Source organism: Bradyrhizobium sp. 17 (assembly GCF_023073515.1).
In the GTDB taxonomy this organism is placed as follows: domain Bacteria; phylum Pseudomonadota; class Alphaproteobacteria; order Rhizobiales; family Xanthobacteraceae; genus Bradyrhizobium; species Bradyrhizobium canariense_D.
Genome location: NZ_JADPJQ010000105.1, coordinates 92042 through 116053, shown reverse-complemented (window position 1 = coordinate 116053; position 24012 = coordinate 92042). Strand labels below are relative to the sequence as shown.

Sequence of the window (24012 nt, the reverse complement as noted above, 5' to 3'; positions counted from 1 at the left end):
AGCTTCCAGCCCTCGCGAACGCGGCATGGACTGAGTTCGGGGCTGATTGCCTCCGATCAGGCGGCCAACATGCAAAGACTTCGGCGAACTCGCCTACTACTCAGCGTCATGCATCATGTACTTAGAGGTGGGCATGCGATGCAGGAAATCAAATGCGACATTTGGCCTGGATTGGCCGACTGGCCGATCAAGGAACCTGCCGCAAAAAATCGCGCGTCTCGCGCTAATTGCCCTCTGGTCCGCGAACTTGCGCACTCTTTTCGGCGGTATCGCGAAATCGCGCTGCGCCCACCAATACGGTCAGCGCAATAGGCGTGGTTACCACGCCAAGCCCGATGATCAGGAGTTCGTGCAGCACGGGCCTGCTCTGAAGTACCGAAAAGCAAACGATTGAAGCAGCTGCAATGAATACGGTGCCCAGCGTTGTCCCGAGCGTCGGCGCGTGGACGCGCTCGTAGAATGTGCCGAACCGCAAAAGGCCCAGCGAACCGACCAGTGTGGCGGCGGCGCCGACAAGAAGGAGAAATGCCGTGAGAGCCGCAGCCCAGGGCGGCAGGTGTTCGATGCTGTTCATTCCATCACCTCGCCGCGCAGCAGAAACTTCGCTAGCGCAACCGTACCAACAAAACCGAAGAGGGCCATGGCCAGAGCCGCCTCGAAATAGAGCGTTTCGCCGGATCGAATCCCGAACGTCAGAAGCAACAACATCGCGTTCACGGACACCGTGTCGAAGCCCAGAACGCGATCCTGTGCTCGCGGCCCCCGAAAGATGCGAACCGCGCCACAGCCGATAGCCAACACCAGAAGTACCTGCGCGGCGACAAGCGCGTAGATCAGCAAGAGCTGGCTCATTCGAATATCTCCAGCAGATGGCGTTCGTAGCGCTGCTTGATCGTGCGGATCCACTCGGCTTCATCGACCAGGTCGAGAACATGGATCATCAACAAGCCCTTCTGGGCATCGAAATTCACCCACAACGTTCCGGGCGTCGAGGTGATGATGCAAGCCAACATGGCCAGTCCGTAGGGATTGCGCATATCGAGCGGAATGTTCACGAACCCGGATTTTCGCTGCCGGCGCCCAAAGCCGAGAATGATCTGGCCAACCGCCAAGTTGGAGCGGATGATATCAATCGCTACCAATCCCAACAGGCGGAGAAGGACGCCGGGTCGCCTGACGTGCGTGCTTGGCAGCTCCAGCACGGTGAGGATCCGCCCGCCGACGAGCGCGATCACACAACCGAGGAGGACATGTCCGACCGTGACTGCTTGATTGAGCAGCAGCCACAATGCGAGAAGACAGAAGCTCACCCGCGGAAAGGGCAGGAATCGCGTCATTCGCCACCCGCCTTTCGGCTGCCTTGGACGCTGATCTCCAGGACGTCGCTGACGTAGCCCGCCGGGGCGTGCAGCGATTGCGCCGTTGCCTGCATGAAACGCATCACCGGACCGGCGAGCACTGTCTGGGTCGCGCAAATGATCAACAGGAACATGATGGGCGCCATTTCGATCAGGCGCACACGCGGCACGGTGCGATCTGGCGAGGCCCAGAAGGAGCGGATACCTGCTCGGGTCAGCGCGACCAACGCCGCAAAACTGGACACGAGGAGCGCCAACAGGAGCGCCCATCCACTGCCGGGAACGGCACCGCCCGGATGCATGTCTGAAGGATGAAGCGCCGCCGTCAGCAGCGCGAATTTGGCTATGAACCCCGACAGCGGCGGAAGCCCGGCGATGACCAGGGCGCATCCGATAAAGGCGACGCCGAGCAATCCCATCGTGGCCACAATGGCCATGCCGACTTCCTCTTCGGTATCGTCCGCACCGTGGTCTTCTCCGTAAGCTTCTCGCGTGACGGCGATCACGTCAGCTCCGGGTTCGCGGCCGCGCTCGATGAGTTCGGCCAGAAGGAAGAACGCGCTGATGCCGAGAGTCGAGCTGACCAGGTAAAACAGTGCTCCGCCGGCGACACTGACTTGCCCGGTCCCGGTGGCTGCCAGCACGGTTCCGGAGGATACGAGCACCGAAAAGCCGCCGAGACGGGCGGTGTCCTGGGATGCCAATGTGCCGATTGCTCCGAAGGCGATCGTCGCCACCCCGCCCCACAACAGCCAGTCACTGCCGAAGCCCGCTGACGCGCCGCTGCCCTCACCGAAAAGCAACAGCGATAGACGCAGGATGATATATACGCCGACCTTGGTCATGATCGCAAAGATCGACGCCACCGGTGGACTCGCAGATGCGTAGGCCGTCGGCAGCCAGAAACACAGAGGCCACATGCCGGCCTTGAGCAGGAAGGCCACGGCCAGCATGCCGGCGCCTGCTTCGAGCAAACCGCGGCTCTCCGCAGCGATTGCAGGTATCCGCGCCGAGAGGTCCGCCATATTGAGCGTCCCGGTGACGCCATAGATCAGGCTGACCCCGATCAGGAACAATAGAGACGCGACCAGATTCACGACGATGTAGTGCAACCCGGCCTTCACCCGTGCAAGACCGGAACCATGCAGCAGAAGTCCGTACGAAGCGGCCAGCAACAACTCGAAGAAGACAAACAGGTTGAAGAGATCGCCGGTCAGGAAGGCACCATTGAGGCCCATCAACAGAAATTGAAAGAGCGGATGAAAATGCGCGCCTGTCCGGTGCCAACGGGCAAGAGAGAACACAACCGACGCCAACGCCAGGATGCTGGTCAGGAGCAGCATGAGCGCGGAGAGCCGATCGAGAACGAGGACAATTCCGAACGGAGCAGGCCAATCGCCCAGGCGATAGACTTCCCTGATTCCGGGGTGACCCGAATCAGACATTCCGAGCAAGATCACCGCGACGCAAACGAGTGCAACCGTTGCGGCGACATTGACCGCAGCCACGATGTTGCGGTGCCGCTCTCCATTCAAGAGCAGCATGCCTGCGCCGGCAAGCAGGGGCAGGACGATAGGCGCAACGACGAGATTTGCGATTCCGCTCACGCCTCGGGCTCCTGACCATCGACGTGATCGGTGCGAGCCAGGCCGCGCGACGCGAGGAGAACGACAAGGAACAACGCCGTCGTCGCAAAACTGATGACGATTGCAGTCAGTACGAGCGCCTGTGGTAGCGGGTCAGCATGTTTCGTTGCATCCCCGATCTCCTTTGCGATCAGCACCGGCGCTCCCGTCCGCACCCGTCCCATGGCCACGATGAAGAGATTGACGGCGTAAGAGAGCAACGAAAGCCCGATGATGACTTGAAACGTGCGCGGCCTGAGGATCAGCCACACTCCGGACGCCGTAAGCGCACCTATGCCGATGGCCAGGCTAAGCTCCATTACACCAACTCCTCTTTCGCTCGCTCATCGTGCGCGCGTTGCCCCGCCTGGAGCGGCACGCCATAGCGACGCAGCGATTGATGCGCGATTGCGATGAGCATCAATACCGTGGCGCCGACGACGAGCGAGAACACACCGATATCGAAGAGAAGAGCGCTGGCCGTGGGGACGCGACCGAGCAGAGGCAGTTCGGCATATGCAAAGTACGAGGTCAGGAAGGGGTGTCCGAAAACGCAGGCGGCAGCTCCCGCACACCCTGCCAGCAAGAGGCCGAAACCCATCCAACGCACCGGCATGACGTGAAGACGAGCTTCCACCCACACCGTGCCGCGAGCCATATACTGCAGGATGAATGCTGTTGCCATGGCGATGCCGGCGATGAAGCCGCCGCCCGGAAGGTCGTGCCCGCGCAAGAGAAGGAAAATGGCCACGACGCCGATCACGGGAAACAGCAGCCCCATCATCAATGCCGCGGTAGCAAGCGTGTCTTTGGCAGTGTCGCCCTTCTGTCGATCGGGATGAGCCTCGTCGTGGGCATCCTGGGCATGCTGCTGTTCGGGAACGGGAATGCTTTCGGGGGCCGGACGGAAACGGCGCAAAAGCGCAAAGACGGTCAGTGCGACGACCGCAAGCACGGTGATCTCGCCGAGCGTATCGAACCCGCGAAAATCCACCAGGATGACGTTCACCACGTTGGTTCCGCCCCCCTTCGTGTAGGCGTTTTCCACGAAGTATCGCGAAATGCTGTGGTTGTCCGGGAGCTGCATGGCCGCCAGCGCAAGCGTGCCCAAACCGAGCCCGGCGAGGAGCGCGATGGAGAAATCGCGAACGCGGTGCCACCGAATGCTGTCGGGCGCCTCTGCCGGGCCTGGTCGCGCGATGCGTTTCGGCAGCCACCGCAAGCCGAGCAACAGGAGAACCGTCGTAACCGTCTCAACGACGATCTGCGTCAGCGCGACATCGGGAGCGGATAACCAGACGAAGCTGACGCAGGTGACGAGACCCGCGGTCCCGAGCAGTATCAGCGCCACCACCCGATGAAATTTGGCCTGGACCGCGGCCGCCACCGCGCAGCCAACGCCCACCACCCAGAGTAGTCCAAAGACGAGGTCGAATTCCCTCCTTGACGGTCCCGTCAGCGAGAGGCCGCGGGCGTAGAGGGGCAGCAGGGCAGCGACGAACGCCACGCCAGCCAACAGTCTCAATTGTGGTTGGAGACGCCTCGTGCCGAGATTGGTGGCGAGCCATCGCGCAAACCGCCAGGACAATGTCACCAACACCCAGTCAAAGATCCGCTTGCCATTGATGCGACCGAGCAAGGGCGGTCCCTCATGCGCGAGCAGGTAGGAGCGCAGCATGACGTAGACGCCCAACCCACCGGCCATCGCTACGATGCTCATCAGAAGTTCAGGCGTAATTCCGTGCCAGAGACGAAGGCTGTACTCCGGCATCGCGGAGCCGAGAACCGCCCGGGCAGCCGTATCGAGGATCGGCGCCACTGTGAGAGCCGGCGCGACACCGACGATGAGGCATGCCAGCACGAGCAGTTCGGCCGGAAGTCGCATCAACAGGGGCGGCTCATGTGGAACGCGTGGCAAGCCGGTTGGAGCCGGGCCGAAGAACACGTCGCGAATGAAGCGCAGCGAATAGGCAACCGTGAACGTGCTGGCGAGAGTGACGATGTACGGCAGCGCCTGATCGACGAGGGAATTGTCATGGACCTCGATCGTCTCGGCAAAAAACATTTCCTTCGACAGAAAACCATTCAGCAACGGCACTCCCGCCATTGCCGCGGCAGCCACCATGGCCAGCGTCGCCGTAATCGGCATGAAGGCCCATAGCCCGCTAAGGCGGCGGATGTCGCGCGTGCCGGTTTCGTGATCGATGATGCCGGCCGCCATGAACAGCGATGCCTTGAAGGTCGCGTGGTTCATGATATGGAAAATCGCCGCGATCTGTCCGAATGGGGTATCGAGTCCGGTCAAAAGCGTGATCAATCCGAGATGGCTGATCGTCGAGTAGGCCAATAGCCCCTTCAGATCCTGCTGGAACACGGCGAGAAAGGCGCCCAGAAAAAACGTGATCAGGCCGATCGAGCCCACCAGCCACAGCCATTCATTCGTTCCACCCATTGCCGGCCAGAGCCGCACTAGAAGGAACACTCCGGCCTTCACCATTGTTGCCGAATGGAGATAAGCTGAAACGGGAGTTGGAGCGGCCATCGCGTGCGGCAGCCAGAAATGAAACGGGAACTGGGCGCTTTTTGTGAGAGCGCCGAGAAGGATCAGAACGAGTGCGGGGACATAAAGCGCGTGCGAACGGATCGCGTTTCCGGAAGCCAGCACCTGCTCCAGGTCATAGCTGCCGACGATGTGCCCGATGAGCAGCACGCCGGCGAAGAGGCAAAGCCCACCCGTCGACGTGATCACCAGCGCCATCCGCGCGCCGTCTCTCGCCGCCGCGTTGTGGTGCCAGTAACTGATCAGCAGGAATGAAAAGAGACTGGTCAGCTCCCAGAAAAAAACCAGTTGGAGCAGGTTGCCGGAGAGCACGATTCCCAGCATTGCTCCCATGAAGGCGAGCAGCAGGGAGAAGAACCGCGGAACGGGATCACTGGGTGACATGTAGTACCGGGCATACAGCACCACCAGAAAACCGATGCCGGTGATCAGCATGGCGAAGGCCCATGCGAACCCGTCAAGCCTCAGCACAAATGCGAGTCCAAGTTCAGCGACCCAGTCCGTTCGCCACCCGACAACGCCACCATTCGTCACGTTCGGATAAGCCGCGCCGATGAGGCAAAAAGCTGTAAGTGCGACCGCTCCAGCGAGCCATGCCTCAGCGTTGCGTGCATTGACCCGCAAGAGTGCCGCAATAAAGCTTCCCGCGAAAGGAAGGACGAGAACGGCAAGCAGGAACATTTGCGTTCATTGCCCCAGGCTGCGAGGTGGAGAGATGCTTTCGCCGATCCTCAATTGCTTAGCCGAGGCGGATCGATATCTCCACTGCTAGATTTTAGCGCCATTGTGATGGTTTGGCCGGAAACCGCCATTCCCGCGGACACTGGCTCCGCGATCGAGCGGTTCAGATCCAGTGTGGAAGGGTGCCAGTCGCGGCGGCAACGACGGCGGCGAGAGCGCCCAGCAACGCGTAGAATCCGCAGAGCGCGATCCCCCGCCAGCCACTCATCTCGACCGGCTCGGTGTCCTCAGCTGGGCTGACCTCGAAGCGGTATCGCATGTCATGGCGCCCGTTCAGTGTTCCATCGCCAGGTGCAAGCGATCGATGCCGACTATAATAATGGTTCTGTAGAACTACGGCTCACATTCACGTCAAACCGCCGCCCGGGGCCTACCGGTGCGACAAGAGCGTTCGCCTGCAGCAACGTCAGCCTGTCCATCCCACGCGATGTAATCTTCGACGCACGTTCTTGCGCAGCTGGGTAGACCCGCGTGATTGTTCGATGTCTCACTTCAATGACGCTCCTTGTCTCCTCTCGATACTTCGCGTGTACAGGTGCTGTGCGGTTTCGTCGCAATGTTTCCAGGGAAATGAACCACTATAGTCAGAGCAACATGGCTTATGACATCGACATTGATGCGCGCACCGCGCGTTTTGCTCTTCACGCCGGCCGCCTCCAAGCAGGCGGTTAGCCGGACGGTGTTCGCGCCGTCCGGGCTCTTTTCCAGCTTTCGTGACCTCCACTCGAGAGGTCGTCTTGAAGCAGAAGGAGTGCGCCGTGCTGCCTCTTCCGAAAATCGCACTGACCTCATCAGACTATCCGCGGCTCGAACAGCTCGCCCGCCTCGCCGTCCAAAAAGGAGATTTGGACGGGATATTCCTCATGGGCGAAATCAACCGCGCCGATATCGTCGCGGACGAAACGGACAACGTCCGTCCTTTCGTGACGATCGGATCATGGGTCACCCATTGCACGAATTGGGGCGTTCCGCGTCGCACCGTGCAACTGGTCTGGCCCGAGGAGTGCTGGTCGGATCCCGCCTGCATTTCGGTGTTGACCCCGCTGGGTACAGCTTTGATCGGACTGCGGGTCGGCGATCAGATGCCGTACTTCGTCGCCGGATGTCTGAATGTCGTCAGGGTCCAAAGCCTGACCCCATCGGATTCAAAGGTCGTCCCATTCTTCCGGAGAGGGCCGACGCGGTCAGGCAACCCGTTCGATGACGACCCCGGACCAACTGCAGCATAGGAGCGACCAATGCGCAATTTCGAAGCTGAGAGCCGGCGAGAACAGTCGGCGTTGCCGCCGATCAAGATTACTGAGGACGAATCACGGCGCCTCAGTTCCTTGGCCAATTCGAGCATGGATCTGTTTCCGCGAGTGGCCCATTTTCTGGCTCGAGAGATGGAACGTGCCACGGTGACGGACGAGAACAACTTGCGAGGCGTGATCAGGATGGGATCGAAAGTGACCTATCGCGATGACGAGACGGGTGCGAGCCGAGAGATCGTGCTGGTCTATCCGCATGAGGCAAACATCGAGCTCAGTCGGATTTCGGTCCTGACGCCTGTTGGAGCGGCTTTGATCGGCCTATCGCCGGGGCAGCGGATCGACTTCGAGACGCCCCACAAGCGCACCAGGGGCCTGACCGTTCTCGCTGTGTCCGAATAAGGCACGTACGTTAAGTCAGACCGAGCATCGCCGTCTTGCGATGTGGGCGCGTAGTCCCGGGGGCGTCGCGCCCGGATCTGGCCCTTTCGTATGAATTCGACAGCGCACACGCCTTGGTTTCGTAGCGCTGTGGATCACCGCGCCTCTCACTATTGCAGGACTGGTCGCCCAACGACTCTGCGCGGCTTCGATCCATCATAGCGAGTTTGCAACGCGGTGTGTCCCCGGAGGACCGGGGCTCAGGGGGTCATGAAGTCCTTCACGAGGACGTCTCAAGTCGCGGCCGTGCGGTTGATCTACACACTCGCTCTTTGGAAAAGACAGGAACATTCCTGCGATTGCCAAGTTTTCCCGATGCCCTTCCCCAAGGGCGACCCCGAGTGGCCCCCAGCTCCATGCCCCCCAATAGCCCCGCGAGCTGGGGCCCGTTTTTTTCTCGAAATTTGGGCTGATAACCGGGAACCAAGAACCACCTCTTTAGTTGGGCATCATTCGGAACCGCGCTCCAATAACGTGGTGCCGACACACGAAGGACCTCAGCTGGCCCAGCCCCGAGCTGAAGCCCTTCTTGTGTCGTGCGCGCATTTTTAAGCCGAATTCGGAACGAATATTCGACCCTTGAATCATTCCACGTCGGCTAAGTGTCGGATGTCCAACCGTGTCGCGCTTAAATCAGTTCGCCCGTGAGGCCGCAGCGGCATTGCTGCGCATGGCAAAAACAACAAAAAATCCCACGGTCGCTGCTGGCTTGGTCCAGCGTGCGGCAGACCTGAAAGACCGCACTGGCGAGCTTCCTGCCATTGATGTCGAGGCCATGGCCGAAGAGCCGCCCAAGCCCTTGACGAAGAACTAAGGCTGCCTCGGTCGGAGAAGGCTTCGTCCACTCCCCTCAGGACTGAGCGGGCGGAGTTCCGGTATTCAGAAGTTGAGCTACGGCGGTCACGATTTGCGCAGGTGCAAATGGCTTGGTCAGCAAGATGCTGTTGGGCACGCCGTGGGCGGGCCATTGATCGGCCGCCGCGCCTGTCATGTAAATCACAGAGATGTCCGGATTTAGCTCCCTGGCGCGATGGCCGACTTGCCAGCCATCGAGCTTTCCGAACAAATTTATATCGGTAACGAGTGCGCGATACTTGGTTTGGTTGCCCTGCAGAAGACTAACTGCATCCTCCCCGCTGACGGCGACTTCGGCTTCAAAGCCGCCATCTGACAATGCGTCGGCCACCATGTCGCGGATAAGCTGTTCGTCTTTGACGACGAGGATAGTAACTCCCGTCCCTTGCATGCTGGCCCCCTGCGCACCCCGCTGTGCGATCGGGAAGGAACTCGCGATAAAGAGTTATGTTCCATTTTGAACACAGGGAGCAAGGGTCCCCCGCCCAACGGATGTCAGCTCGACTTCAGGAGTGCAGCTTCTTGCGCAACTTCCCGATCAATTCGCGAAAGCCCGCGACATACTCTTGGAGGATGCGCCACCGGGCCTCGTCGCCCTCGCTGACCAGCCGCACGGCCGCAGGCGGCCCTGATCCAGATCGATCTTTTAACTCTCTCAGGGCTGCGGCGGGTCTTCTGGCGGGCTTGGTGGCGGCAGTCCGTATTCCAAGGCGCGCTTTGCCGCCAGCTTTCTGTAAGCCGCCGCCTGGTTCAACAGCTGAGTTTTGAAGGTCGAATCCTGCTCGCCCGCCGCCAATTTCTCCAGACTGACGGCACGCTCCAGGTATTCGTTCAACAGTTTCATCGCCGCCCCCGGCTTTTTTCGGACCCTTAAAAATCTCACGGCGCGAAAAAAGGTCAAGCGGGGAAGTCCGGCTACCGATCCACTCCCTCAGGATGAGCGCAGTATGGGAATCCTGGTGCCCGTTGAGGCACCAGGCAGTCAGGGAAGGGATAACGGCTAAGGCCCAGAGAACGGACGGGTGCTACGGTGGCCGCCGCCGGCCAGCGGTCAGGATAGTACCGCTGGTCAGACCCTGGTCATTCAAACTGATCCAGAATCTCTCGCACCTTCAGCGCCAGTTTTGCTTGCGAGATTGGCTTCTCCAGCAGGTTGACACCTTCATCAAGCCTTCCCTGATGGACCACGGCATTACGCGAATAGCCCGTCATGTACAGGATCTTCAGTCCCGGTCTAATTTGATGCGCGCGCCTGCCGAGCTCGCGACCATTGATCCCCGGCATGACCACGTCAGTGAGAAGAAGGTCCACCTTCGAATCGTCTTGCAGGAGAATGGTCAGAGCGGCCTGAGCGCTGCGGGCCGAGAGGACGCGATAGTTGAGATCCCGCAGGACGTCAGAAATATAGACGCGCAGATCCTCATCGTCCTCGACGACGAGAACGGTCTCGGATAGCTCACCCTCGGCAATTTCCTCAGGTGCGATTTCTTCGGGCCGTGTGCTTCCGGAGAAGCGCGGAAAGTACATCTTGATGGTGGTGCCCTGCCCCACCTCGCTGTAGATTTTTGCGTGGCCTCCGGATTGCTTGACGAAGCCGTAGACCTGGCTCAGGCCAAGGCCGGTGCCGTGGCCCGGCTCCTTTGTCGTAAAGAAGGGCTCAAAAGCGTGACTGAGAACGTCCCGCGACATTCCGCCTCCGGTGTCAGTCACGCAAATGGCGACGTACTGACCGGGCGCCAGTTCAGGATTGAGCCGGCAGTAATCATCGTCGGCGGAGATGTTGGCTGCTTCCAAAGTCAGCTTTCCGCCGTCGGGCATGGCGTCACGAGCGTTGATTGCCAGGTTGACGATGGCTGACTCCAGATGATTGGCGTCGGCTTCGATTTCCCAAAGACCCGCACTTCCGACGGTCTGGACTTCGATGCGCTCTCCGAGCGTGCGCTGAAGGAATTCCTGCAGGCCATTGACGTAGTTGTTTACGTTGATTGGCTTGGGATCGAGCGCTTGTCGGCGCGAAAATGCCAACAAGCGACTGGTTAACGCCGCGGCTCTCTGTGCGCCGCGCTTCGCGTTTGCGAGCGCCCGGTTCAGATTGGCTCCGGGCGCCTTGGCGTGCCGCTCAGCTGTTTCGAGATTGCCAAGGACGATCATGAGCAGATTGTTGAAGTCGTGCGCGATGCCACCGCTGAGTTGCCCCACCGCTTCCAGCTTTTGGGATGCGGCGAGTTGCTCCTGAACGTGCTTGAGCTCGTCCTCGGCGCGCTTCCGGTCCGTAACGTCGCGCGTGACTTTGGCGAACCCGACAATGTTTCCGGCCTCGTCCGTGATGCGATCGATGATGACGGATGCCCAGAAGCGGGAGCCGTCTTTTCGCAGGCGCCAGCCTTCCGCCTCGAAGCGACCATGCTCCGCCGCCTCTGAAAGCGCACGCTTGGGCACACCGAGTTCGATGTCTTCGGGCGTGTAAAAAGCGCTAAAATGCTGACCGATGATCTCCGGCGGCGCGTAGCCCTTGATCCGCTCTGCTCCGGGATTCCAGGTTGTCACGTTGCCCAGTGGGTCGAGCTGAAAGATCGCGTAATCGACCACGGCCTCGATTAGCTGGCGATAGCGCCGCTCACTATTGAGAAGCTCTTCATGGGCTTCCTGACGTTCGGTAACATCTCGCGTGACCTTGGCGAAGCCGATCACTTCGCCGGCTTGATTGCGGACGGCATCGATGATGACCGATGCCCAGAAACGGCTTCCGTCCTTGCGGACTCTCCATCCTTCGGCACTGAAGCGGCCTTCTCGTGCTGCGACGCTCAAGGCGCGCTCTGGAAGCCCATTGGCGCGATCATCTGGCGTATAGAAGGATGCGAACGACTTGCCGATGATTTCGTCGGGCGAGTAGCCCTTCAACCGCTGGGCACCGGAGTTCCAGCTGCGGACTGTGCCGTCGAGGTCGATCATGTAGATGGCGTAATCAACGATTGCGTCAATGAGCAGTTGAAGGCGCGCAGTATCGTCGATCCCGTCAAGTTTTGACTGATGGGCTTGCAAATGGTCGACTCCGGTGTCGGGGGAAACCGTTTAACCGCGAAGTCTTTTTATTGTTCCGTGGTGCTGCTTGGTGCGTTGCATGCCTCTGTCGGGATCTGGATCTCAGTTGTACCAGTGAGGGAGCGAGGGTCTCAACCATCAGGCGGCGCTCCGATCAGTGCTCCTCGGTCGGATACACTCATTTGCAGGGTGTGATGCTCCGCGTTGCGGTCAGCTTGATCCAGTGGACGGGCGGCGCCGAACGTCCCTTTCGGCATGACCGGCACTCCAGCGACGCCTCCAGCTTCCATATCAGCGGATCGCTTGTGCGGCAGAGACGAGCATGATAGAAAAAGCCATCGGGTCAAACACAACCGCCCGACCAGCTTTCGAGCCAAGCGTTGTTTCGCTCCATTATGGAGGTGAAACATGTCTTGCGACAGCACCACTGGCTCAATCGGCACATCCAGCGCAGCCTTCGTTCCTTCTCCAAGCCCTGGATGGTTCTGGAAACTCACGCTCGCGCTGCTGGACGGCATCACACGGCGCCGCCAATACGACGAGCTTCTCGAACTGGATGACCGGCTTCTCGCGGACATCGGCTTATCGAGAACAATCGTTGGGGAAGCTCGACGGTGTTACTTCTCAGGTTGGCGCGACAAATCGGATATTGTCGATTCCTGTCGGTGAGCGCCCCACACCTGCGCGTGCGAAGGCGGCGCGTCTGCTTGTCCCTGTGGATCAGACGGCCGCCAGGCTCGTGAAAGGCCGAAGGACTTTTTGACCGCGATCTTGACGTCTTCTCAGAAGTCCAGCTTGTCGCGTATGGCATCAATTCCGGCTTTCGCGCACGCTTCGTCCGCGTCACCGCCCGGCGCGCCGGACACGCCGACCGCTCCGACCAGGGAGCCGCCGGCTTCAACGATCAGTCCTCCGGCGATGACGACCGCTCCGGGAAGGTTGCGAATGCCCGCCTGCATCATCCCCGGCTGGCTGATCGCATTCAGCTCGGACGTGCTGGTCTTGAACGAGGCTGCTGTCCACGCCTTGCCTGCTGCCGTCGAGGGCGTGTGAGGGCCTGCAAAGCGATCGCGCAACATCACTTGCGTGACGCCGAAGCGATCGACGACGGCAACTGCAACCTGGTATCCACGGGTGCGGCAGTTCGCCAACGCAGCGCGCGCAAGATCGAGCGCCAATTCCGGACCGAGCGATTTGTAGGCGACCAGACCTTCCTCCGCCCGCAGTGGGCAGATGGACGCAATCAGCAGGGCCGTCGCGACCGACAGGCATCGAACGTTCACGGCAATCTCCGGCATAGGTGACCAAACGCCTATTTGATCTCACCATATGTCAGATCATCGAACAGGGTCACGCTATCTGCCTTGGTCCACAGGCCGATCATGCCCGCGTCCGGAATGGTGGCGTCTTCCACCTCGAACAATTGCTTTCCGTCATAGCTCACCTTGAACCGACTTCCTGCAAAGTCGCAGCGCAGCAGGTGCCATTGCCCGGACGACACCGGCGCGCTGACGCCATAGCCGCCTCTGCGACCCACGATCTCGAGCGACATTCGAACGCCATTGATCGTCTTGTAGAGAACGACATTGTCCTCCAGCGCGTTAGCCCGGACCACGTAGTAATTGTCGGCATCCTTCGCACGCCAAATGACTCCCGCGGCGCGATCCTCGGAGCCGGCAACGGCCTTGAATTTCACCTCGACGAAGCCGTCACGGATGGCGGTATCGCGCTTGATGGCGAGGGGAAACGTCGCCCGTCCGGATTGCTTGAGAACGTTCGGCTTGCTTGGCGCCGTAGCCTCGGCCTCGACGGTCCATTTCGGCTGTCCCTTGCCGGTCATCGTCAAAGTCCATCCGTCGGGCGAAGTTCCGGCGGCAGCGTTGTCGAAATTCAGGGTCTCGGCCATCGCATTTCCTCCCACCAAACCATCGCATTTCCTCCCACCAAAAAAGCCAGCATGGATGCCAGCGCAAGCCTGGCCCATGCAGAAGATTGAATTCGCGCGCGGCCTGCCGCGCTCGATCTGCACTCATCACTCATCGGAGAATGCCAGGAGGCCCCCGTGAAGACGCGGCGCGTCTTCGGATCGAACGCGGCGTGATCGAAATCGCTGTTCAGTCCGTTCGGGATGGCGATGACGCCCAGTCGCTTCAATGGCATGATGCCCTCATCGATCAGCGGAAAAAGGGAGGGTCGAGACGACCAGCGAGAGCCCCGCCAACAGCAACAGTGCCAACACAGCCTTGCGAAAGGTCTCGTCCTGGATGGTCCCGAACATCTTGAAGCCGGACCAAAGGCCGGCGACCATGAAGGGAACGCCCAACGCGTACAGCACCAGTGTTTCCCTGGTAATGGTGCCGGCCGCCGCCTGGGACAAGGAGATGACCACGAAGGCGATGAACAGCACCGGCTGAAACACGGCCCGCTGTAGATCCTTCGGCCAACCGCGCCATTGGCACGATATCGTGGAGATCACGCCGCCGAGCCCCGTCAACCCGCCAAGCATCCCATTCGAGATGCCTATTGCGATGTCTGCTCCGGTGCCGATTCTCATGGGCGCGAACACAGGGCGCGCCAAGCCGTAAATGGAGTAAATCATCAACAACACACCGACTCCGAACCTCAGATAGAGGGGATTGAGATAGACGAGAATTTCAACGCCAATCGGAATGCCGATGACCGTTCCAAGCGCGAGAGGCCATGCCTTGCGCAGATCCAGGACATGTCGCAGCCTATAAATGCCGTAGCCTTGGGTGAGCAGACCGTACCCCGCGATCAAAGTGGCGGTCTGGATCGGCGTGATGATGTGCAGCCAGACACCAGAGACGACCAGGCCCATCGCGAAGCCAGAGAAGCCGCTGACGAAGCCACCGGCAAGGGCGGCAAGAGCAAAGATAGCGAAGCCAAGTGCGTCCATATGATCGTCCCCGGATCGAGGTGGCGAGCGCTTGGATGGGACTCCATCTCACGGGGAGGTCTCGGTATCCCCGAATCGTCAGTTGTTATGTCAGATGCTTCTCTCGCCCATCGAATAGCTTCGAAGCGTGCCGTCCTGGTCGTAGACGAAGCGATAATGGACTTCGTCCGTGAGCTGCTTGCCTGCAAACCTTGCTCGAATCTGCTCGCCGGTGAGGGTCTGCATACCCTTGGCTGTAGCGAACCCAGCGTGGAAGCTGAACGGCCCTCCCAACGCCGGCAGCGAGAGCCGCGATGAAACCAGTCGCTCGCAAACATGTCGACGCCATGGCCCTCACTTCTTGCAGGCTTTGAGACACATCTGGTACTCGGTCTTGCAAGCCGGCCCGGCGTAGTTCTTCATACACGCCTTTTGCTGTTCGGCGCATACCTCGCAGGATGTCTGAGCCTGCGCCGTCGCGTTCGCAGCAAGGAGACACATCAGCAGGCACAAGCGAAGAGCCACATTTCGCATTCGACTTTCCTTTCGTGAGGTGCGTCCGGCGCGACGCGCAGGACAGTTCATTTTGACACCGCACAACCAATCAGGCGCAAAGCATAGAGTGAGCCTCGCCTCATTCCTGCATCCTGTCATAAGCCCGCTGGACGACGTTCCAATTGACCGCCGCCATGAAGACATCCACATAGCTGCCGGCCTTGGCGCCATAGTCGATGTGATAGGAGTGCTCGTACATATCGAGCGCCAGAACCGGCGTTCCGCCGGCCAGCGTGTGACAGTGATCCGGCGCCCACTGGTTGACGAGCTTGCGGTCGCGTGGCGACCACGTCAGCAAGACCCAGCCGGAGCCACCGCCAAGCGCCTTGCCCATCGCCATGAATTCGGACCGCCACCGCTCATACGAACCGAAGTCACGCGCCAGAGCCGCCTTCAGGTCGGCGCCCGGCTCGCTCTCGTCACCAAGGCCATCGAAGAACACCTCGTGGAGGATCATCGAGTTGGCCGCGATGAGCTGTTCGCGCTTCAGCCCGTTGATCAGGAAGCCTGGCGTATTGTCAAAGTCGAGTCCGGTCAGTTTTTCTTCGATCAAATTCAGCCGTTTGACCGCCCCGCCATAGTTGTTCTCATAGTGGCTGATAATCATCCGCTCCGACATGCCGCGGATTCGACTCGGGTCGCACGACAGCGGCTTCATGACGTAGGTCATGGCAGTCCTCCGTTGAGATCACGGATAAATTTCGAGTTGGATGGTTCACGATCGCTGCCCGCCCGGCAGAGTCCGTCGGCACGGTGATCCCACCGCCGACAGCGAGGCCCTGGCGGGCGCGAGACGTATAAAGGGGCTTGGAGAGGGGATCGGAAAACGGAAGACATGCAGCGTCCTTGTCGAAACCGGGACGCGATTCTTGGGCATGTCGCCTCGCGGGGAGATCGCTTCCCCGTGAGGCAAATATTACGCGCCGGTCGAATTTGTCAATGCTGTCGAAGCTTTGTTTCTAACAACTAGACGGCGCGGATCCGACCAAGCTTCTCTTCGTCACCTGCTGGTGATCGTGATCGTATAGTCAGCCATATATGTCGTTGTCGGCTTTGGACCGCAGAGGATTTGATTGTGGCTCAACGACGCTCGGCGTTGTCTGGCCGGGCCCGCCAATCACGTCCCACCGTTTGATGATCCTGATCCGATTGATTGGCTCGGCCGGCGCGATCGCCATCGGTGCCGCCTTGCGGCTTCCAATCACGTTCGATCTTAACGTCTTCGGCGTTCTTCCTGTCTTGGTCTCGGGCCTGTTCAGCTTGCTCGGGAGTTCGATCCGGCTGCACCCGAACGGTCGCCTGCGCCTGACGTGCAGGAGCCGTCTCGTCGGCGCGTGAGGGACCGAGCGTACAAGACAGTAATACTGCCGCGGTGATCACTAGGACACGCATTGTTTCCTCCTCGGTTCGTTGAAGGATAACGACAGACACAAGCTCGGGTTCGGAACGATCGGATCCGTTTCACTGCTGCACTGCGGCGCTAGCGCACGAATTCGGCCGAGCTCCGTTTCACCGAACATCTATGTGCGCAGCTCCTTCGCCGAGATCAGCTCTTCGTGCTCGCCGTCTTGTCGAGCGCCGCGCGGAGGCCTTCGGCAAGCTTGACGGCATCGTCGTTGGCCCAGAAGTGCATGAAGAAGAGCCGAGGCTGTTCGTCCAGCATGTGGCTGTGCAGCGCGGTCACCTCGATGCCGTGCGTCCGAAGCGCGAGGATGACCTGGTTCACTTCGTCGCTGGTCAGCACGAAGTCGCCCGTGATGGCCGCCCTACCCGCGCCCGTCGGCTGGAAGTTGATGGCGATTGCGACGCCCATGGCGGCGACGGGCGTCAACAGCATGCCGTCCTCCGTGATGGGGTCGCGCCGCTTCACGTTGAACTGGTAGACGCCGCCGTTCGCCTGCCCCTTGACGCCGATGATCTGGTCGAGCTTCGCCGTGTCGAGGTCGATGGCGGGCGGCGGATTCGCCGGCGCCGTGACCGTCAGCGGGGTCTTGCTTTCGGCCAGGGCGTCGTGGATCGCCGAGGCCAGCTTGAGCGGGTCGCCATGTCCGGCGACGTGCATGTAGAACGTCGCCGGGCTCGCGCGTAGCAGATGATTGTGCACGGCGGTGATCTCGAGCCCGCTCGCGATCATCTTCGCCATCACCGGATTGATCTCGGTCTCGAGCAGCACGAGGTCGCCCATGACCATGGCGCCGCCATGCGCAGGCTTGAACGCGATCCAGCCACCGAGCGCCAGCGCCGGCTTGATCGCGACGCCGTCCAACGTCACGGAGAGATCGGTGCGGGGAAAGCCGTAACGGCGGACGTCGTCCGAGACGGCGGGCTTGCGGCCCAGGGTCTCGTCCACCTTCTGCCAGTCGGCATCCTGGGCATATGCCGGGATGAAGGGGGCGAAGCGAAATGCAAGAAGGCAGACGCCAATGCCGACCACGGCCCAGATGATTCTTTTCATCGTGCTACTCCTCGGCTTAGTTTCGCTCTTTAACCCGACCACTGCTGTCGACGACCAGCGTCACCGCCTTGCCGTTCTTCACCGCCTTGGCGGTGACGCCTTCAGCCGTCGACTTGATATCGCTGACTTGCGCGTAGCCGGCCGCCTGGATCTTGGCGACCAACTCCTCCTGCGTCAGAGCGTGCGCGCTCGACGGTACGCCCGCGATCGCAAGCAACAGGACCGTGCGGAAGATTGCTCGTGTTCGCATGATCATTCTCCTGGTCTTGTCCTGCCCCAGGTGAAGTCCGTTTCGCGATCTTCCCCTACTCGGTGCCAACACGGCGCAACAGAGCGCGGGCATCAATGCGCACAGCGATGCGACCGGCGCGGACGCCGTGCCGAGAAATCGAGCCAGTCTGCTGGATGCAATCGAGGAAAGTATGATGACATGGTGCGCCCTTGGTGATCAGGACGCGATGCTTGGGCATGTCGCCTCACGGGGAGATCGCACATCCCCGAACCCCAAGTAAAAACCCGAGGGCGGCGGCTGTCAACGGGCGTAGGCTTCGGGCGGCCCACCGAAGTCGCCGGCGAACGTCACAAAGAATTCACCGCTCCGCGGAACCGCGCCAGCCATGTCTTGAAACTCGCGGACGGCCCCGCTAGTGTCCTTTGCGTGGGGACAAAGCAGACTCCCCGTGAGGCCTCGGTCCAAGCTCTGCGCAGCACGCCATTCGTGGAGCTTGCGCATGGACATCGAACGACACCCTTCTCATCGACACACCGTCGCCATCCTCTCACGCGGAGACGCTGCCGCGCGGCGGGATGCGACGGCGCAAAACAGCCGCTTCGTACACGTCTTCGAAGCACTCGCCGCCGCCGGCATTGAAGCCCAGCCGGCGATCTATGACGAAAGCTTCGCCGAGGACGTCCGTGAACAATTGCTCGCAGTGGACGGCGTGCTGGTCTGGGTCAACCCCATTCAAGATCGTCGAGATCGCGCTGGTCTCGACGCATTGCTGCGGGACGTCGCGGCGCGGGGCGTGTGGGTCAGCGCTCATCCCGATGTCATCCTCAAGATGGGCACCAAGGAGGTACTCTATCGTACCCGCTCGATGAGCTGGGGAAGCGACACGGCGTTATATCAAAGCGCCGAGGCCATGCGCGCCGAGTTGCCGACACGGCTCGCCGCTGGTCCGCGCGTGATCAAGCGCAACCGGGGCAATGGCGGCCAAGGCGTCTGGAAGGTCGAGAGTCTGCCGACCTCCTCCATGATAAAGGTGCTGGACGCGACGAAAGACGCGCCCGAGGAACTGACGCTGGATGATTTTCTCCGTCGTTGCGCGGAGTATTTCGAGAACGGCAGCGTGATCGACCAACCATTCCAGCCTCGCTTAAGCGAAGGCGTGGTGCGTTGCTACATGGCGGGCGATCGCTGTGCCGGCTTCGGCTATCACAAGGTCAAAGCCCTGGTCGACTCGCCGGCCGCCCGTTCCGAGGCCGGACCGCGCCTCTACACCTCGAACGCGGAGCCGCGTTTCCAGCGGCTGCGTCGGTTGATGGAAGACGAGTGGACGCCCCAGCTGACGTCGTTGCTGGATATTGCGCGACTTGAGCTGCCTGCGATTTGGGACGCCGACTTCATGCTTGGTCCGGTCCTTCCCGACGGGACCGACAGCTATGTCCTCGGCGAGATCAATGTCAGCTCGGTGCATCCTTATCCGGACGAGGCGCCGGCGGAGATCGCGAGGCGAGTTGCCGATCGGCTCCGGCGCAAGCTTTGACACATGCTGACGGTCCGCGCGCTCAAGCGCTTGCACATCTCCGTTTCATTCGACTTGCAGGACGGCGAATGCGTCGCCCTGCAAGGGCCCTCCGGCGTCGGAAAGACCCAACTCCTTCGCTCGATCGCGGATCTCGATCCCAACGAAGGAATGGTCGAACTGGACGGAACGCTCAGAGAGGCGATGCCCGCCCCGGCCTGGCGCAAGCGGGTGACCTACCTCGCTGCCGAGCCGGGCTGGTGGTCAGACATCGTGCAAGATCACTTCAGCTGCTGGGATGATGCCTTACCGCTGGTCATGAGACTGGGGTTGCCGTGCAGTTGCGGTCCCTGGCCGGTCCAAAGACTGTCGACCGGCGAGCGACAACGGCTGGGGCTGGTGCGGGCGCTGATGCTGCGGTCGCGGGTTCTTCTCCTGGACGAGCCGACATCGGCCCTCGATTCGGCATCGACGGCGGCAGTGGAATCTTTGATCGCGGAACGCATTTCGAACGGAACGAGTGTCGTCTGGAGCACTCACGACAACGCCCAGGCCTGCCGCGTCGGGTCGAGGGTCCTTGTGATGAATGCCGACGGCGGGATCGAGGACAATCGGCCGTGAGTTACATTCACTTGGCATACGGCGATTTGGTTCTGCCCGCGCTCCTTGTCATCATGGACGGCGCTCTCTCGCTCGCTCTCCGCCTCAAGCTTGAAAAGCAGCTGGCCATCGCCACCGTGCGGATGGTGCTTCAGCTGGTGCTCGTTGGATACGTATTGACGTTCCTGTTTGCCGCGGTCTCGCCGCTCTGGACCGCCCTCGCCGCCGTCATCATGGTTCTCTTCGCGTCACGGGAAATCGTCGCTCGGCAAAAGCGACGCCTGCCGGGTATCTGGAGCTATGGCTTAGGAGCGGGATGCATGCTGCTGGCGGCCGGTACCGTCACGATGTTCGCGCTTCTGACGGAGCTACGTCCGGATCCGTGGTATCATCCGCGCTATGCGCTGCCATTGTTGGGCATGATCCTGGGCAACACCATGACGGGAATAAGCCTGGGCCTGGACGTGCTGACGAATACACTGGTGCGCGAACGAGCCGCCGTCGAAGCTTGCCTTGCTCTTGGCGGTACCCGGTATCAGGCGTTGCTGCCGGTCCTGCGGGACGCATTGAGAAGCGGCTTCACGCCAATCATGAACAGCATGGCTGCGATCGGCCTTGTCTCTTTGCCGGGGATGATGACCGGTCAAATCCTTGCAGGCGTCGAACCGATCGACGCCGTCAAGTATCAACTCTTGATCATGTTCTTGATCGCCGGCGGGACGGGATTGGGGACGCTCGCCGCCGTGACGGGAGGCGCTCGCCTTCTGACCGATCATCGGCATCGATTGCGCCTCGATCGATTTTCCACCGCCGAGTAGAATTGCGCGACCTCATATCGACTTCGCCCCACCAGGCTGCACCTTCCGCGCCCACAGCAGCGCCAGCGGCCCCAGTGCAATCCCGACCGCGAGGACGCTGAACGCCAAGAGCCAGCCGGTCGCGCTCTGCGGGCCGCCGGCTGCATCGAGGGCGGCGCCGGTGCCCCAGGCGCCGACCGCCGACAGGCCGAAGCCGACCGTCGAATGCAGAGCCAGGGTCGCGCCGCGATGTTCGGACACAGCCGCGGCCGACATGCCGGCGGTCAATGCGCCCGAATCCGCGGGCACGGTCAGGCCATAGACGAGCAGCAGCAGTGCCAGCACCCATGCCGGCGCTGTCGCGTTAAGGCCGATGACCAGCGCGACGCAGGCCGACGCGATCATCACGACCGTGATCGCGCGATGGCGCCCGAATTTCAGCGCGGCCTCGTTGCCGAGGATGCTGGCCGGCATCGAGATCACCGCAAAGCAGAAGCTCAGCACGACGGGGCTCAGCCACGACGGGGCGCCTTGATGGGCGACGACGAAGGTCCAGAACCCGACCAGCCAGGTGCGGATGCCGTAGAGCTCGAAGCAATGGGCGCCGTAGCCGAAGATGTATCCGAGCGCCTCGCGATTGGCGAAGACGGGCGCGAAGTTCAAGAGACGTCCCGCCTTCGGCGCGGGCCGCTGCTCCTGCATCAGAAGGCACGCGACGACCATCGCGATCGGACCGAAGCCGGTGACAAGAAAGGCGGTCCGCCATCCCCAACGGTCGGCGATCAGCTGCGCGACCAGGAACGAGAGACCGACGCCGACCGAGAAGCTCGACGTGTATAGCGTGACGGCGCGTGAACTATCGCCGGCGGGAAGCCGATCCGTCAGCGCCTTCAGGCCCGGCATGTAGGCGCCGGCAAATCCAAGCCCTGCCAGGGACCAGATCGCGGTCGCGGACCAAAACCCTTGCGCGAAGATTCCGAACGCTGCGGTCGCCAGCCCGCTGACGATCGAGCCCCAGAGCAGGACGAGCCGTGCGTCGATCCGGTCGGTCAATGTCGTCAGCACGGGCACGGCGAGCATGTAGCCGAACGCGTAACCGCTCGCCATCAAGCCGCCTTCGGCCGCCGAGAGGCCCCACGTCGGCATCAGATGCTGCGCCAGATTGGCGGATAGCGTCACGTGCGGCAGCAGATTGCCGACCTGGCCGATGCACATCACCGCGATCAGAGACCGGCCGCTCAAGTTACGAATGCTGTCCTCCCGCCCCCACGCCGAAACGGCGCACGAACCACAATGGATAACTCTCCGGCATCAGCTGCAAGAACCGACTTCATAAACAACCGCACCCCGAAGCGCCGGCCTTCTTTGCTGCTTCGTCGGCGGCGCAACAGGCCGTTGATTCCTGCTTCGCCGGCCCACCGCAACATCCTGATACGGCGCCGGCGGCTTCGACGCCGCCGCGCGTGCAGACGCCGGTCTCCGGTAGCACGAGCTCCACCCTTGCGGCGGCTTTCTTGTCGCCGGCGAGATCGGCCGCAATCGAGCGCACCTGCTCATATCCTGTCATCATGAGAAAGGTTGGCGCGCGACCATACGACTTCATGCCCGCCATGTAGAAGCCCGGCTCTTCGTGCGCGAGCTCGCGGGCGCCGTGCGGGCGCACGGTGCCGCAGCTGTGCTCGTTAGGATCGATCAGCGGCGCCAGGGCGACCGGCGCCTCGATAGCGGGATCGAGCCGCAGGCGCAATTCGGACAGGAACGAAAAGTCGGGACGAAAGCCCGTCGAGACGATCAGCTCGTCCACGATCACGCTTCGCGCACCACCATCCGAGCCAGCCGCGATCTCGAGGCGACCTTCGGCCTCCGCCAGATGCGTGACGCCGAATTCGGTTTCCACCCTGATCTTGCCAGAGGCAACGAGCGCAGCGAACGCACTGCCGAGCTCTCCGCGTGCAGCGAGCTTGTCATTCCGGCCGCCACCAAACGCCTTGGCGGGATCGGCGGCGCGCAACAGCCAGATAGCTTGCGTCCCCGGCACTTCCTCGGCGAGATGCACGAGATCGATCAGCGTGCCCACCGCGGAGTGGCCAGCGCCGAGCACCGCAACGGTCCTCCCGGCATATCTGGCGCGACCGGCCCCCCGGACATCGGGCATGCCATAGGCAATGTGGCCTGCGCATTCGTGTTCACCGATTGCGGGCAGACCGTTACCTCCGGCGGGATTGGGAGAGAACCATGTGCCTGATGTATCGATCACGGCATCGGCGCGCAGCACTTCGGGACCTTTGCCGTTCTGGTAGCGAATTTCGAACGGCGCCTGCTCACGCCCTTTCGTCTTCGCCTTGTCGAAACCGACGCGGCTAATGGCCGAGACGCGACTGGATGTCCGGATCAGCTCGCGCAGCGGCGTTCGCGTCGCAAGCGGCGTCAGATATCGATCGAGCAGTTCGCCACCGGTTGGATAGGAGCCCGGGTCCGGCGAATTCCATCCCGTCGGCGCGAGCAGGCGCGCCGCGGCCTTGTCGATATTGTATTCCCACGGCGAGAACAGCTGGACATGCTGCCACTGGCGCACCGCGTGCCCCGCTTCGGATCCTGCCTCCAGAACGATGGGTGACATGCCACGCTCCAGGACGTGCGCAGCTGCTGCGAGGCCGACAGGCCCTGCCCCGATGATGGCGACCGTCTTAGCGTTCATTCGGCTCCTCCCATACTTCTAGAATCGTCGAACAACACTAGCCAAAAAAGATCACGCCGCCGTTTGCGTCGTCTTGCATCCGACTTCGTCTGCGCAGCACTCCGCCGCCAGGAAATCGACCAGACCCCGCATCGCGTCGAAGTTTGCGTGGCAAATCAGAGTCGTCGATTCCCGGACCTGGCTAACGAGCCCGACCGAGACCAGGGTCTTGATGTGATGCGACAGGGTCGACGCCGGTACCTTCAGCTTGTCCTGCAAGCGACCGACGGGCATGCCGGAGTGCCCGGCCCGGACCAGGGCCCGGTAGATCTGGAGTCGCGTCCGGTTACCCAAAGCTTCGAGGCGTGCTGCTGCGTCGTCGATCTTCATGGCCGCCACGATGCGCCTGCCGATG

29 protein-coding genes are annotated in these 24012 nt (G+C 61.4%); 6 read left to right on the top strand and 23 right to left on the bottom strand.

The genetic code is table 11. The features are described from left to right. Nucleotides 1-223 precede the first annotated feature (223 nt). From mnhG to IVB13_RS19495, 7 genes are all read right to left on the bottom strand, one after another. A complete protein-coding gene (mnhG, locus tag IVB13_RS19525; protein WP_247490088.1) occupies nucleotides 224-574 on the bottom strand; it encodes a monovalent cation/H(+) antiporter subunit G in 351 nt (116 codons plus the stop codon). Further along, entirely contained in the window at nucleotides 571-852 is a 282-nt protein-coding gene (locus IVB13_RS19520; RefSeq protein ID WP_085352294.1) for a K+/H+ antiporter subunit F, read from the bottom strand. The genes mnhG and IVB13_RS19520 overlap by 4 nt, the downstream gene beginning before the upstream one ends. Then, nucleotides 849-1337, bottom strand: coding sequence for a Na+/H+ antiporter subunit E (locus IVB13_RS19515; RefSeq protein WP_085352293.1), 489 nt, complete (start codon nucleotides 1335-1337; stop codon nucleotides 849-851). Before IVB13_RS19515 ends, IVB13_RS19520 begins: the two co-directional genes overlap by 4 nt. After that, entirely contained in the window at nucleotides 1334-2965 is a 1632-nt protein-coding gene (locus IVB13_RS19510) for a monovalent cation/H+ antiporter subunit D (protein WP_018458529.1), read from the bottom strand. The genes IVB13_RS19515 and IVB13_RS19510 overlap by 4 nt, the downstream gene beginning before the upstream one ends. Then, nucleotides 2962-3303 carry a Na+/H+ antiporter subunit C gene (locus tag IVB13_RS19505; RefSeq protein ID WP_018458528.1) on the bottom strand — a complete coding sequence of 114 codons (342 nt, stop codon included), beginning with the start codon at nucleotides 3301-3303 and terminating at the stop codon, nucleotides 2962-2964. The genes IVB13_RS19510 and IVB13_RS19505 overlap by 4 nt, the downstream gene beginning before the upstream one ends. Then, a complete protein-coding gene (locus tag IVB13_RS19500) occupies nucleotides 3303-6224 on the bottom strand; it encodes a monovalent cation/H+ antiporter subunit A (protein ID WP_018458527.1) in 2922 nt (973 codons plus the stop codon). The genes IVB13_RS19505 and IVB13_RS19500 overlap by 1 nt, the downstream gene beginning before the upstream one ends. Before the next feature lie 163 nt (nucleotides 6225-6387). Then, complete coding sequence (locus IVB13_RS19495) at nucleotides 6388-6543, bottom strand: hypothetical protein (RefSeq protein ID WP_247455573.1); 156 nt, start codon at nucleotides 6541-6543, stop codon at nucleotides 6388-6390. Nucleotides 6544-7021: 478 nt separating this feature from the next. On the opposite strand from IVB13_RS19495, the gene IVB13_RS19490 reads away from it, so the two are divergent. From IVB13_RS19490 to IVB13_RS19480, 3 genes are all read left to right on the top strand, one after another. Beyond that, nucleotides 7022-7513, top strand: coding sequence for a GreA/GreB family elongation factor (locus IVB13_RS19490; RefSeq protein ID WP_018458525.1), 492 nt, complete (start codon nucleotides 7022-7024; stop codon nucleotides 7511-7513). Between the two features lie 9 nt (nucleotides 7514-7522). Continuing rightward, nucleotides 7523-7936 carry a nucleoside diphosphate kinase regulator gene (gene rnk, locus IVB13_RS19485; RefSeq protein ID WP_039800433.1) on the top strand — a complete coding sequence of 138 codons (414 nt, stop codon included), beginning with the start codon at nucleotides 7523-7525 and terminating at the stop codon, nucleotides 7934-7936. Nucleotides 7937-8594: 658 nt separating this feature from the next. Beyond that, nucleotides 8595-8789, top strand: coding sequence for a hypothetical protein (locus IVB13_RS19480; protein ID WP_026233604.1), 195 nt, complete (start codon nucleotides 8595-8597; stop codon nucleotides 8787-8789). 36 nt (nucleotides 8790-8825) lie between these two features. Here the strand turns inward: IVB13_RS19480 and IVB13_RS19475 are convergent, their stop codons facing one another. The 13 genes from IVB13_RS19475 to IVB13_RS19420 all read right to left on the bottom strand — a co-directional run bounded on the left by IVB13_RS19475 (nucleotide 8826) and on the right by IVB13_RS19420 (nucleotide 18028). Next, nucleotides 8826-9221 carry a response regulator gene (locus tag IVB13_RS19475; protein WP_247490086.1) on the bottom strand — a complete coding sequence of 132 codons (396 nt, stop codon included), beginning with the start codon at nucleotides 9219-9221 and terminating at the stop codon, nucleotides 8826-8828. A gap of 264 nt (nucleotides 9222-9485) precedes the next feature. Then, entirely contained in the window at nucleotides 9486-9674 is a 189-nt protein-coding gene (locus IVB13_RS19470; RefSeq protein ID WP_085352289.1) for a hypothetical protein, read from the bottom strand. Nucleotides 9675-9910: 236 nt separating this feature from the next. After that, nucleotides 9911-11872, bottom strand: a complete 1962-nt coding sequence (locus tag IVB13_RS19465) for a PAS domain-containing sensor histidine kinase (protein WP_085352288.1) — start codon at nucleotides 11870-11872, stop codon at nucleotides 9911-9913. 131 nt (nucleotides 11873-12003) lie between these two features. Then, nucleotides 12004-12369: a hypothetical protein gene (locus IVB13_RS19460; protein WP_198959269.1), complete on the bottom strand. Its 366-nt coding sequence runs from the start codon at nucleotides 12367-12369 to the stop codon at nucleotides 12004-12006. A 285-nt stretch (nucleotides 12370-12654) separates the two neighbouring features. After that, nucleotides 12655-13170: a heme-binding protein gene (locus IVB13_RS19455; RefSeq protein WP_085352286.1), complete on the bottom strand. Its 516-nt coding sequence runs from the start codon at nucleotides 13168-13170 to the stop codon at nucleotides 12655-12657. Nucleotides 13171-13184: 14 nt separating this feature from the next. After that, complete coding sequence (locus tag IVB13_RS19450) at nucleotides 13185-13778, bottom strand: hypothetical protein (protein WP_247456194.1); 594 nt, start codon at nucleotides 13776-13778, stop codon at nucleotides 13185-13187. Beyond that, on the bottom strand, nucleotides 13763-14032 hold the full coding sequence (locus tag IVB13_RS19445; RefSeq protein WP_247490084.1) for a hypothetical protein: 270 nt from the start codon (nucleotides 14030-14032) through the stop codon (nucleotides 13763-13765). Before IVB13_RS19445 ends, IVB13_RS19450 begins: the two co-directional genes overlap by 16 nt. Before the next feature lie 7 nt (nucleotides 14033-14039). After that, nucleotides 14040-14789, bottom strand: a complete 750-nt coding sequence (locus IVB13_RS19440) for a sulfite exporter TauE/SafE family protein (RefSeq protein WP_085352285.1) — start codon at nucleotides 14787-14789, stop codon at nucleotides 14040-14042. Nucleotides 14790-14879: 90 nt separating this feature from the next. After that, on the bottom strand, nucleotides 14880-15014 hold the full coding sequence (locus IVB13_RS40225) for a hypothetical protein (protein ID WP_256467037.1): 135 nt from the start codon (nucleotides 15012-15014) through the stop codon (nucleotides 14880-14882). Between the two features lie 388 nt (nucleotides 15015-15402). Further along, the gene (locus tag IVB13_RS19435; RefSeq protein ID WP_247456195.1) at nucleotides 15403-15993 is read right to left on the bottom strand and encodes a Fe-Mn family superoxide dismutase; all 591 of its coding nucleotides are present in this window, start codon (nucleotides 15991-15993) and stop codon (nucleotides 15403-15405) included. Nucleotides 15994-16403: 410 nt separating this feature from the next. Beyond that, entirely contained in the window at nucleotides 16404-16715 is a 312-nt protein-coding gene (locus tag IVB13_RS19430) for a conotoxin (protein ID WP_247490082.1), read from the bottom strand. A 154-nt stretch (nucleotides 16716-16869) separates the two neighbouring features. Beyond that, nucleotides 16870-17778 carry a DUF1259 domain-containing protein gene (locus IVB13_RS19425; RefSeq protein ID WP_247490081.1) on the bottom strand — a complete coding sequence of 303 codons (909 nt, stop codon included), beginning with the start codon at nucleotides 17776-17778 and terminating at the stop codon, nucleotides 16870-16872. Between the two features lie 16 nt (nucleotides 17779-17794). Beyond that, entirely contained in the window at nucleotides 17795-18028 is a 234-nt protein-coding gene (locus IVB13_RS19420; RefSeq protein WP_247456198.1) for a hypothetical protein, read from the bottom strand. A gap of 481 nt (nucleotides 18029-18509) precedes the next feature. Between IVB13_RS19420 and IVB13_RS19415 the strand changes: the two genes are divergently transcribed. Genes IVB13_RS19415 through fetB form a run of 3 tightly spaced genes read left to right on the top strand, consistent with a single transcriptional unit; the run spans nucleotide 18510 to nucleotide 20941 of the window. Continuing rightward, on the top strand, nucleotides 18510-19544 hold the full coding sequence (locus tag IVB13_RS19415; RefSeq protein WP_247490079.1) for a Cj0069 family protein: 1035 nt from the start codon (nucleotides 18510-18512) through the stop codon (nucleotides 19542-19544). A gap of 3 nt (nucleotides 19545-19547) precedes the next feature. Next, a complete protein-coding gene (locus tag IVB13_RS19410) occupies nucleotides 19548-20144 on the top strand; it encodes an ABC transporter ATP-binding protein (RefSeq protein WP_247456199.1) in 597 nt (198 codons plus the stop codon). Continuing rightward, nucleotides 20141-20941: an iron export ABC transporter permease subunit FetB gene (fetB, locus tag IVB13_RS19405; RefSeq protein ID WP_247456200.1), complete on the top strand. Its 801-nt coding sequence runs from the start codon at nucleotides 20141-20143 to the stop codon at nucleotides 20939-20941. The genes IVB13_RS19410 and fetB overlap by 4 nt, the downstream gene beginning before the upstream one ends. A gap of 12 nt (nucleotides 20942-20953) precedes the next feature. On the opposite strand, the gene IVB13_RS19400 is transcribed toward fetB, so the two are convergent. The 3 genes from IVB13_RS19400 to IVB13_RS19390 form a co-directional block, all read right to left on the bottom strand. Continuing rightward, entirely contained in the window at nucleotides 20954-22135 is a 1182-nt protein-coding gene (locus IVB13_RS19400; RefSeq protein WP_018458506.1) for an MFS transporter, read from the bottom strand. A 115-nt stretch (nucleotides 22136-22250) separates the two neighbouring features. After that, nucleotides 22251-23618 carry an NAD(P)-binding domain-containing protein gene (locus IVB13_RS19395; protein WP_247490077.1) on the bottom strand — a complete coding sequence of 456 codons (1368 nt, stop codon included), beginning with the start codon at nucleotides 23616-23618 and terminating at the stop codon, nucleotides 22251-22253. A gap of 51 nt (nucleotides 23619-23669) precedes the next feature. Then, entirely contained in the window at nucleotides 23670-23987 is a 318-nt protein-coding gene (locus tag IVB13_RS19390; protein ID WP_018458504.1) for a helix-turn-helix domain-containing protein, read from the bottom strand. Nucleotides 23988-24012: the final 25 nt, after the last annotated feature.

Excerpts from the sequence above, each read along its gene's own strand:
- mnhG (WP_247490088.1), bottom strand. The coding sequence starts at position 574 with ATGAACAGCATCGAACACCTGCCGCCCTGGGCTGCGGCTCTCACGGCA.
- IVB13_RS19520 (WP_085352294.1), bottom strand. The coding sequence starts at position 852 with ATGAGCCAGCTCTTGCTGATCTACGCGCTTGTCGCCGCGCAGGTACTT.
- IVB13_RS19515 (WP_085352293.1), bottom strand. The coding sequence starts at position 1,337 with ATGACGCGATTCCTGCCCTTTCCGCGGGTGAGCTTCTGTCTTCTCGCA.
- IVB13_RS19505 (WP_018458528.1), bottom strand. The coding sequence starts at position 3,303 with ATGGAGCTTAGCCTGGCCATCGGCATAGGTGCGCTTACGGCGTCCGGA.
- IVB13_RS19500 (WP_018458527.1), bottom strand. The coding sequence starts at position 6,224 with ATGTTCCTGCTTGCCGTTCTCGTCCTTCCTTTCGCGGGAAGCTTTATT.
- IVB13_RS19495 (WP_247455573.1), bottom strand. The coding sequence starts at position 6,543 with ATGCGATACCGCTTCGAGGTCAGCCCAGCTGAGGACACCGAGCCGGTC.
- rnk (WP_039800433.1), top strand. The coding sequence starts at position 7,523 with ATGCGCAATTTCGAAGCTGAGAGCCGGCGAGAACAGTCGGCGTTGCCG.
- IVB13_RS19475 (WP_247490086.1), bottom strand. The coding sequence starts at position 9,221 with ATGCAAGGGACGGGAGTTACTATCCTCGTCGTCAAAGACGAACAGCTT.
- IVB13_RS19470 (WP_085352289.1), bottom strand. The coding sequence starts at position 9,674 with ATGAAACTGTTGAACGAATACCTGGAGCGTGCCGTCAGTCTGGAGAAA.
- IVB13_RS19455 (WP_085352286.1), bottom strand. The coding sequence starts at position 13,170 with ATGCCGGAGATTGCCGTGAACGTTCGATGCCTGTCGGTCGCGACGGCC.
- IVB13_RS19450 (WP_247456194.1), bottom strand. The coding sequence starts at position 13,778 with ATGGCCGAGACCCTGAATTTCGACAACGCTGCCGCCGGAACTTCGCCC.
- IVB13_RS19445 (WP_247490084.1), bottom strand. The coding sequence starts at position 14,032 with ATGCCATTGAAGCGACTGGGCGTCATCGCCATCCCGAACGGACTGAAC.
- IVB13_RS19440 (WP_085352285.1), bottom strand. The coding sequence starts at position 14,789 with ATGGACGCACTTGGCTTCGCTATCTTTGCTCTTGCCGCCCTTGCCGGT.
- IVB13_RS40225 (WP_256467037.1), bottom strand. The coding sequence starts at position 15,014 with ATGCAGACCCTCACCGGCGAGCAGATTCGAGCAAGGTTTGCAGGCAAG.
- IVB13_RS19435 (WP_247456195.1), bottom strand. The coding sequence starts at position 15,993 with ATGACCTACGTCATGAAGCCGCTGTCGTGCGACCCGAGTCGAATCCGC.
- IVB13_RS19430 (WP_247490082.1), bottom strand. The coding sequence starts at position 16,715 with ATGCGTGTCCTAGTGATCACCGCGGCAGTATTACTGTCTTGTACGCTC.
- IVB13_RS19425 (WP_247490081.1), bottom strand. The coding sequence starts at position 17,778 with ATGAAAAGAATCATCTGGGCCGTGGTCGGCATTGGCGTCTGCCTTCTT.
- IVB13_RS19420 (WP_247456198.1), bottom strand. The coding sequence starts at position 18,028 with ATGCGAACACGAGCAATCTTCCGCACGGTCCTGTTGCTTGCGATCGCG.
- IVB13_RS19415 (WP_247490079.1), top strand. The coding sequence starts at position 18,510 with ATGGACATCGAACGACACCCTTCTCATCGACACACCGTCGCCATCCTC.
- IVB13_RS19410 (WP_247456199.1), top strand. The coding sequence starts at position 19,548 with ATGCTGACGGTCCGCGCGCTCAAGCGCTTGCACATCTCCGTTTCATTC.
- IVB13_RS19400 (WP_018458506.1), bottom strand. The coding sequence starts at position 22,135 with ATGTGCATCGGCCAGGTCGGCAATCTGCTGCCGCACGTGACGCTATCC.
- IVB13_RS19395 (WP_247490077.1), bottom strand. The coding sequence starts at position 23,618 with ATGAACGCTAAGACGGTCGCCATCATCGGGGCAGGGCCTGTCGGCCTC.
- IVB13_RS19390 (WP_018458504.1), bottom strand. The coding sequence starts at position 23,987 with ATGAAGATCGACGACGCAGCAGCACGCCTCGAAGCTTTGGGTAACCGG.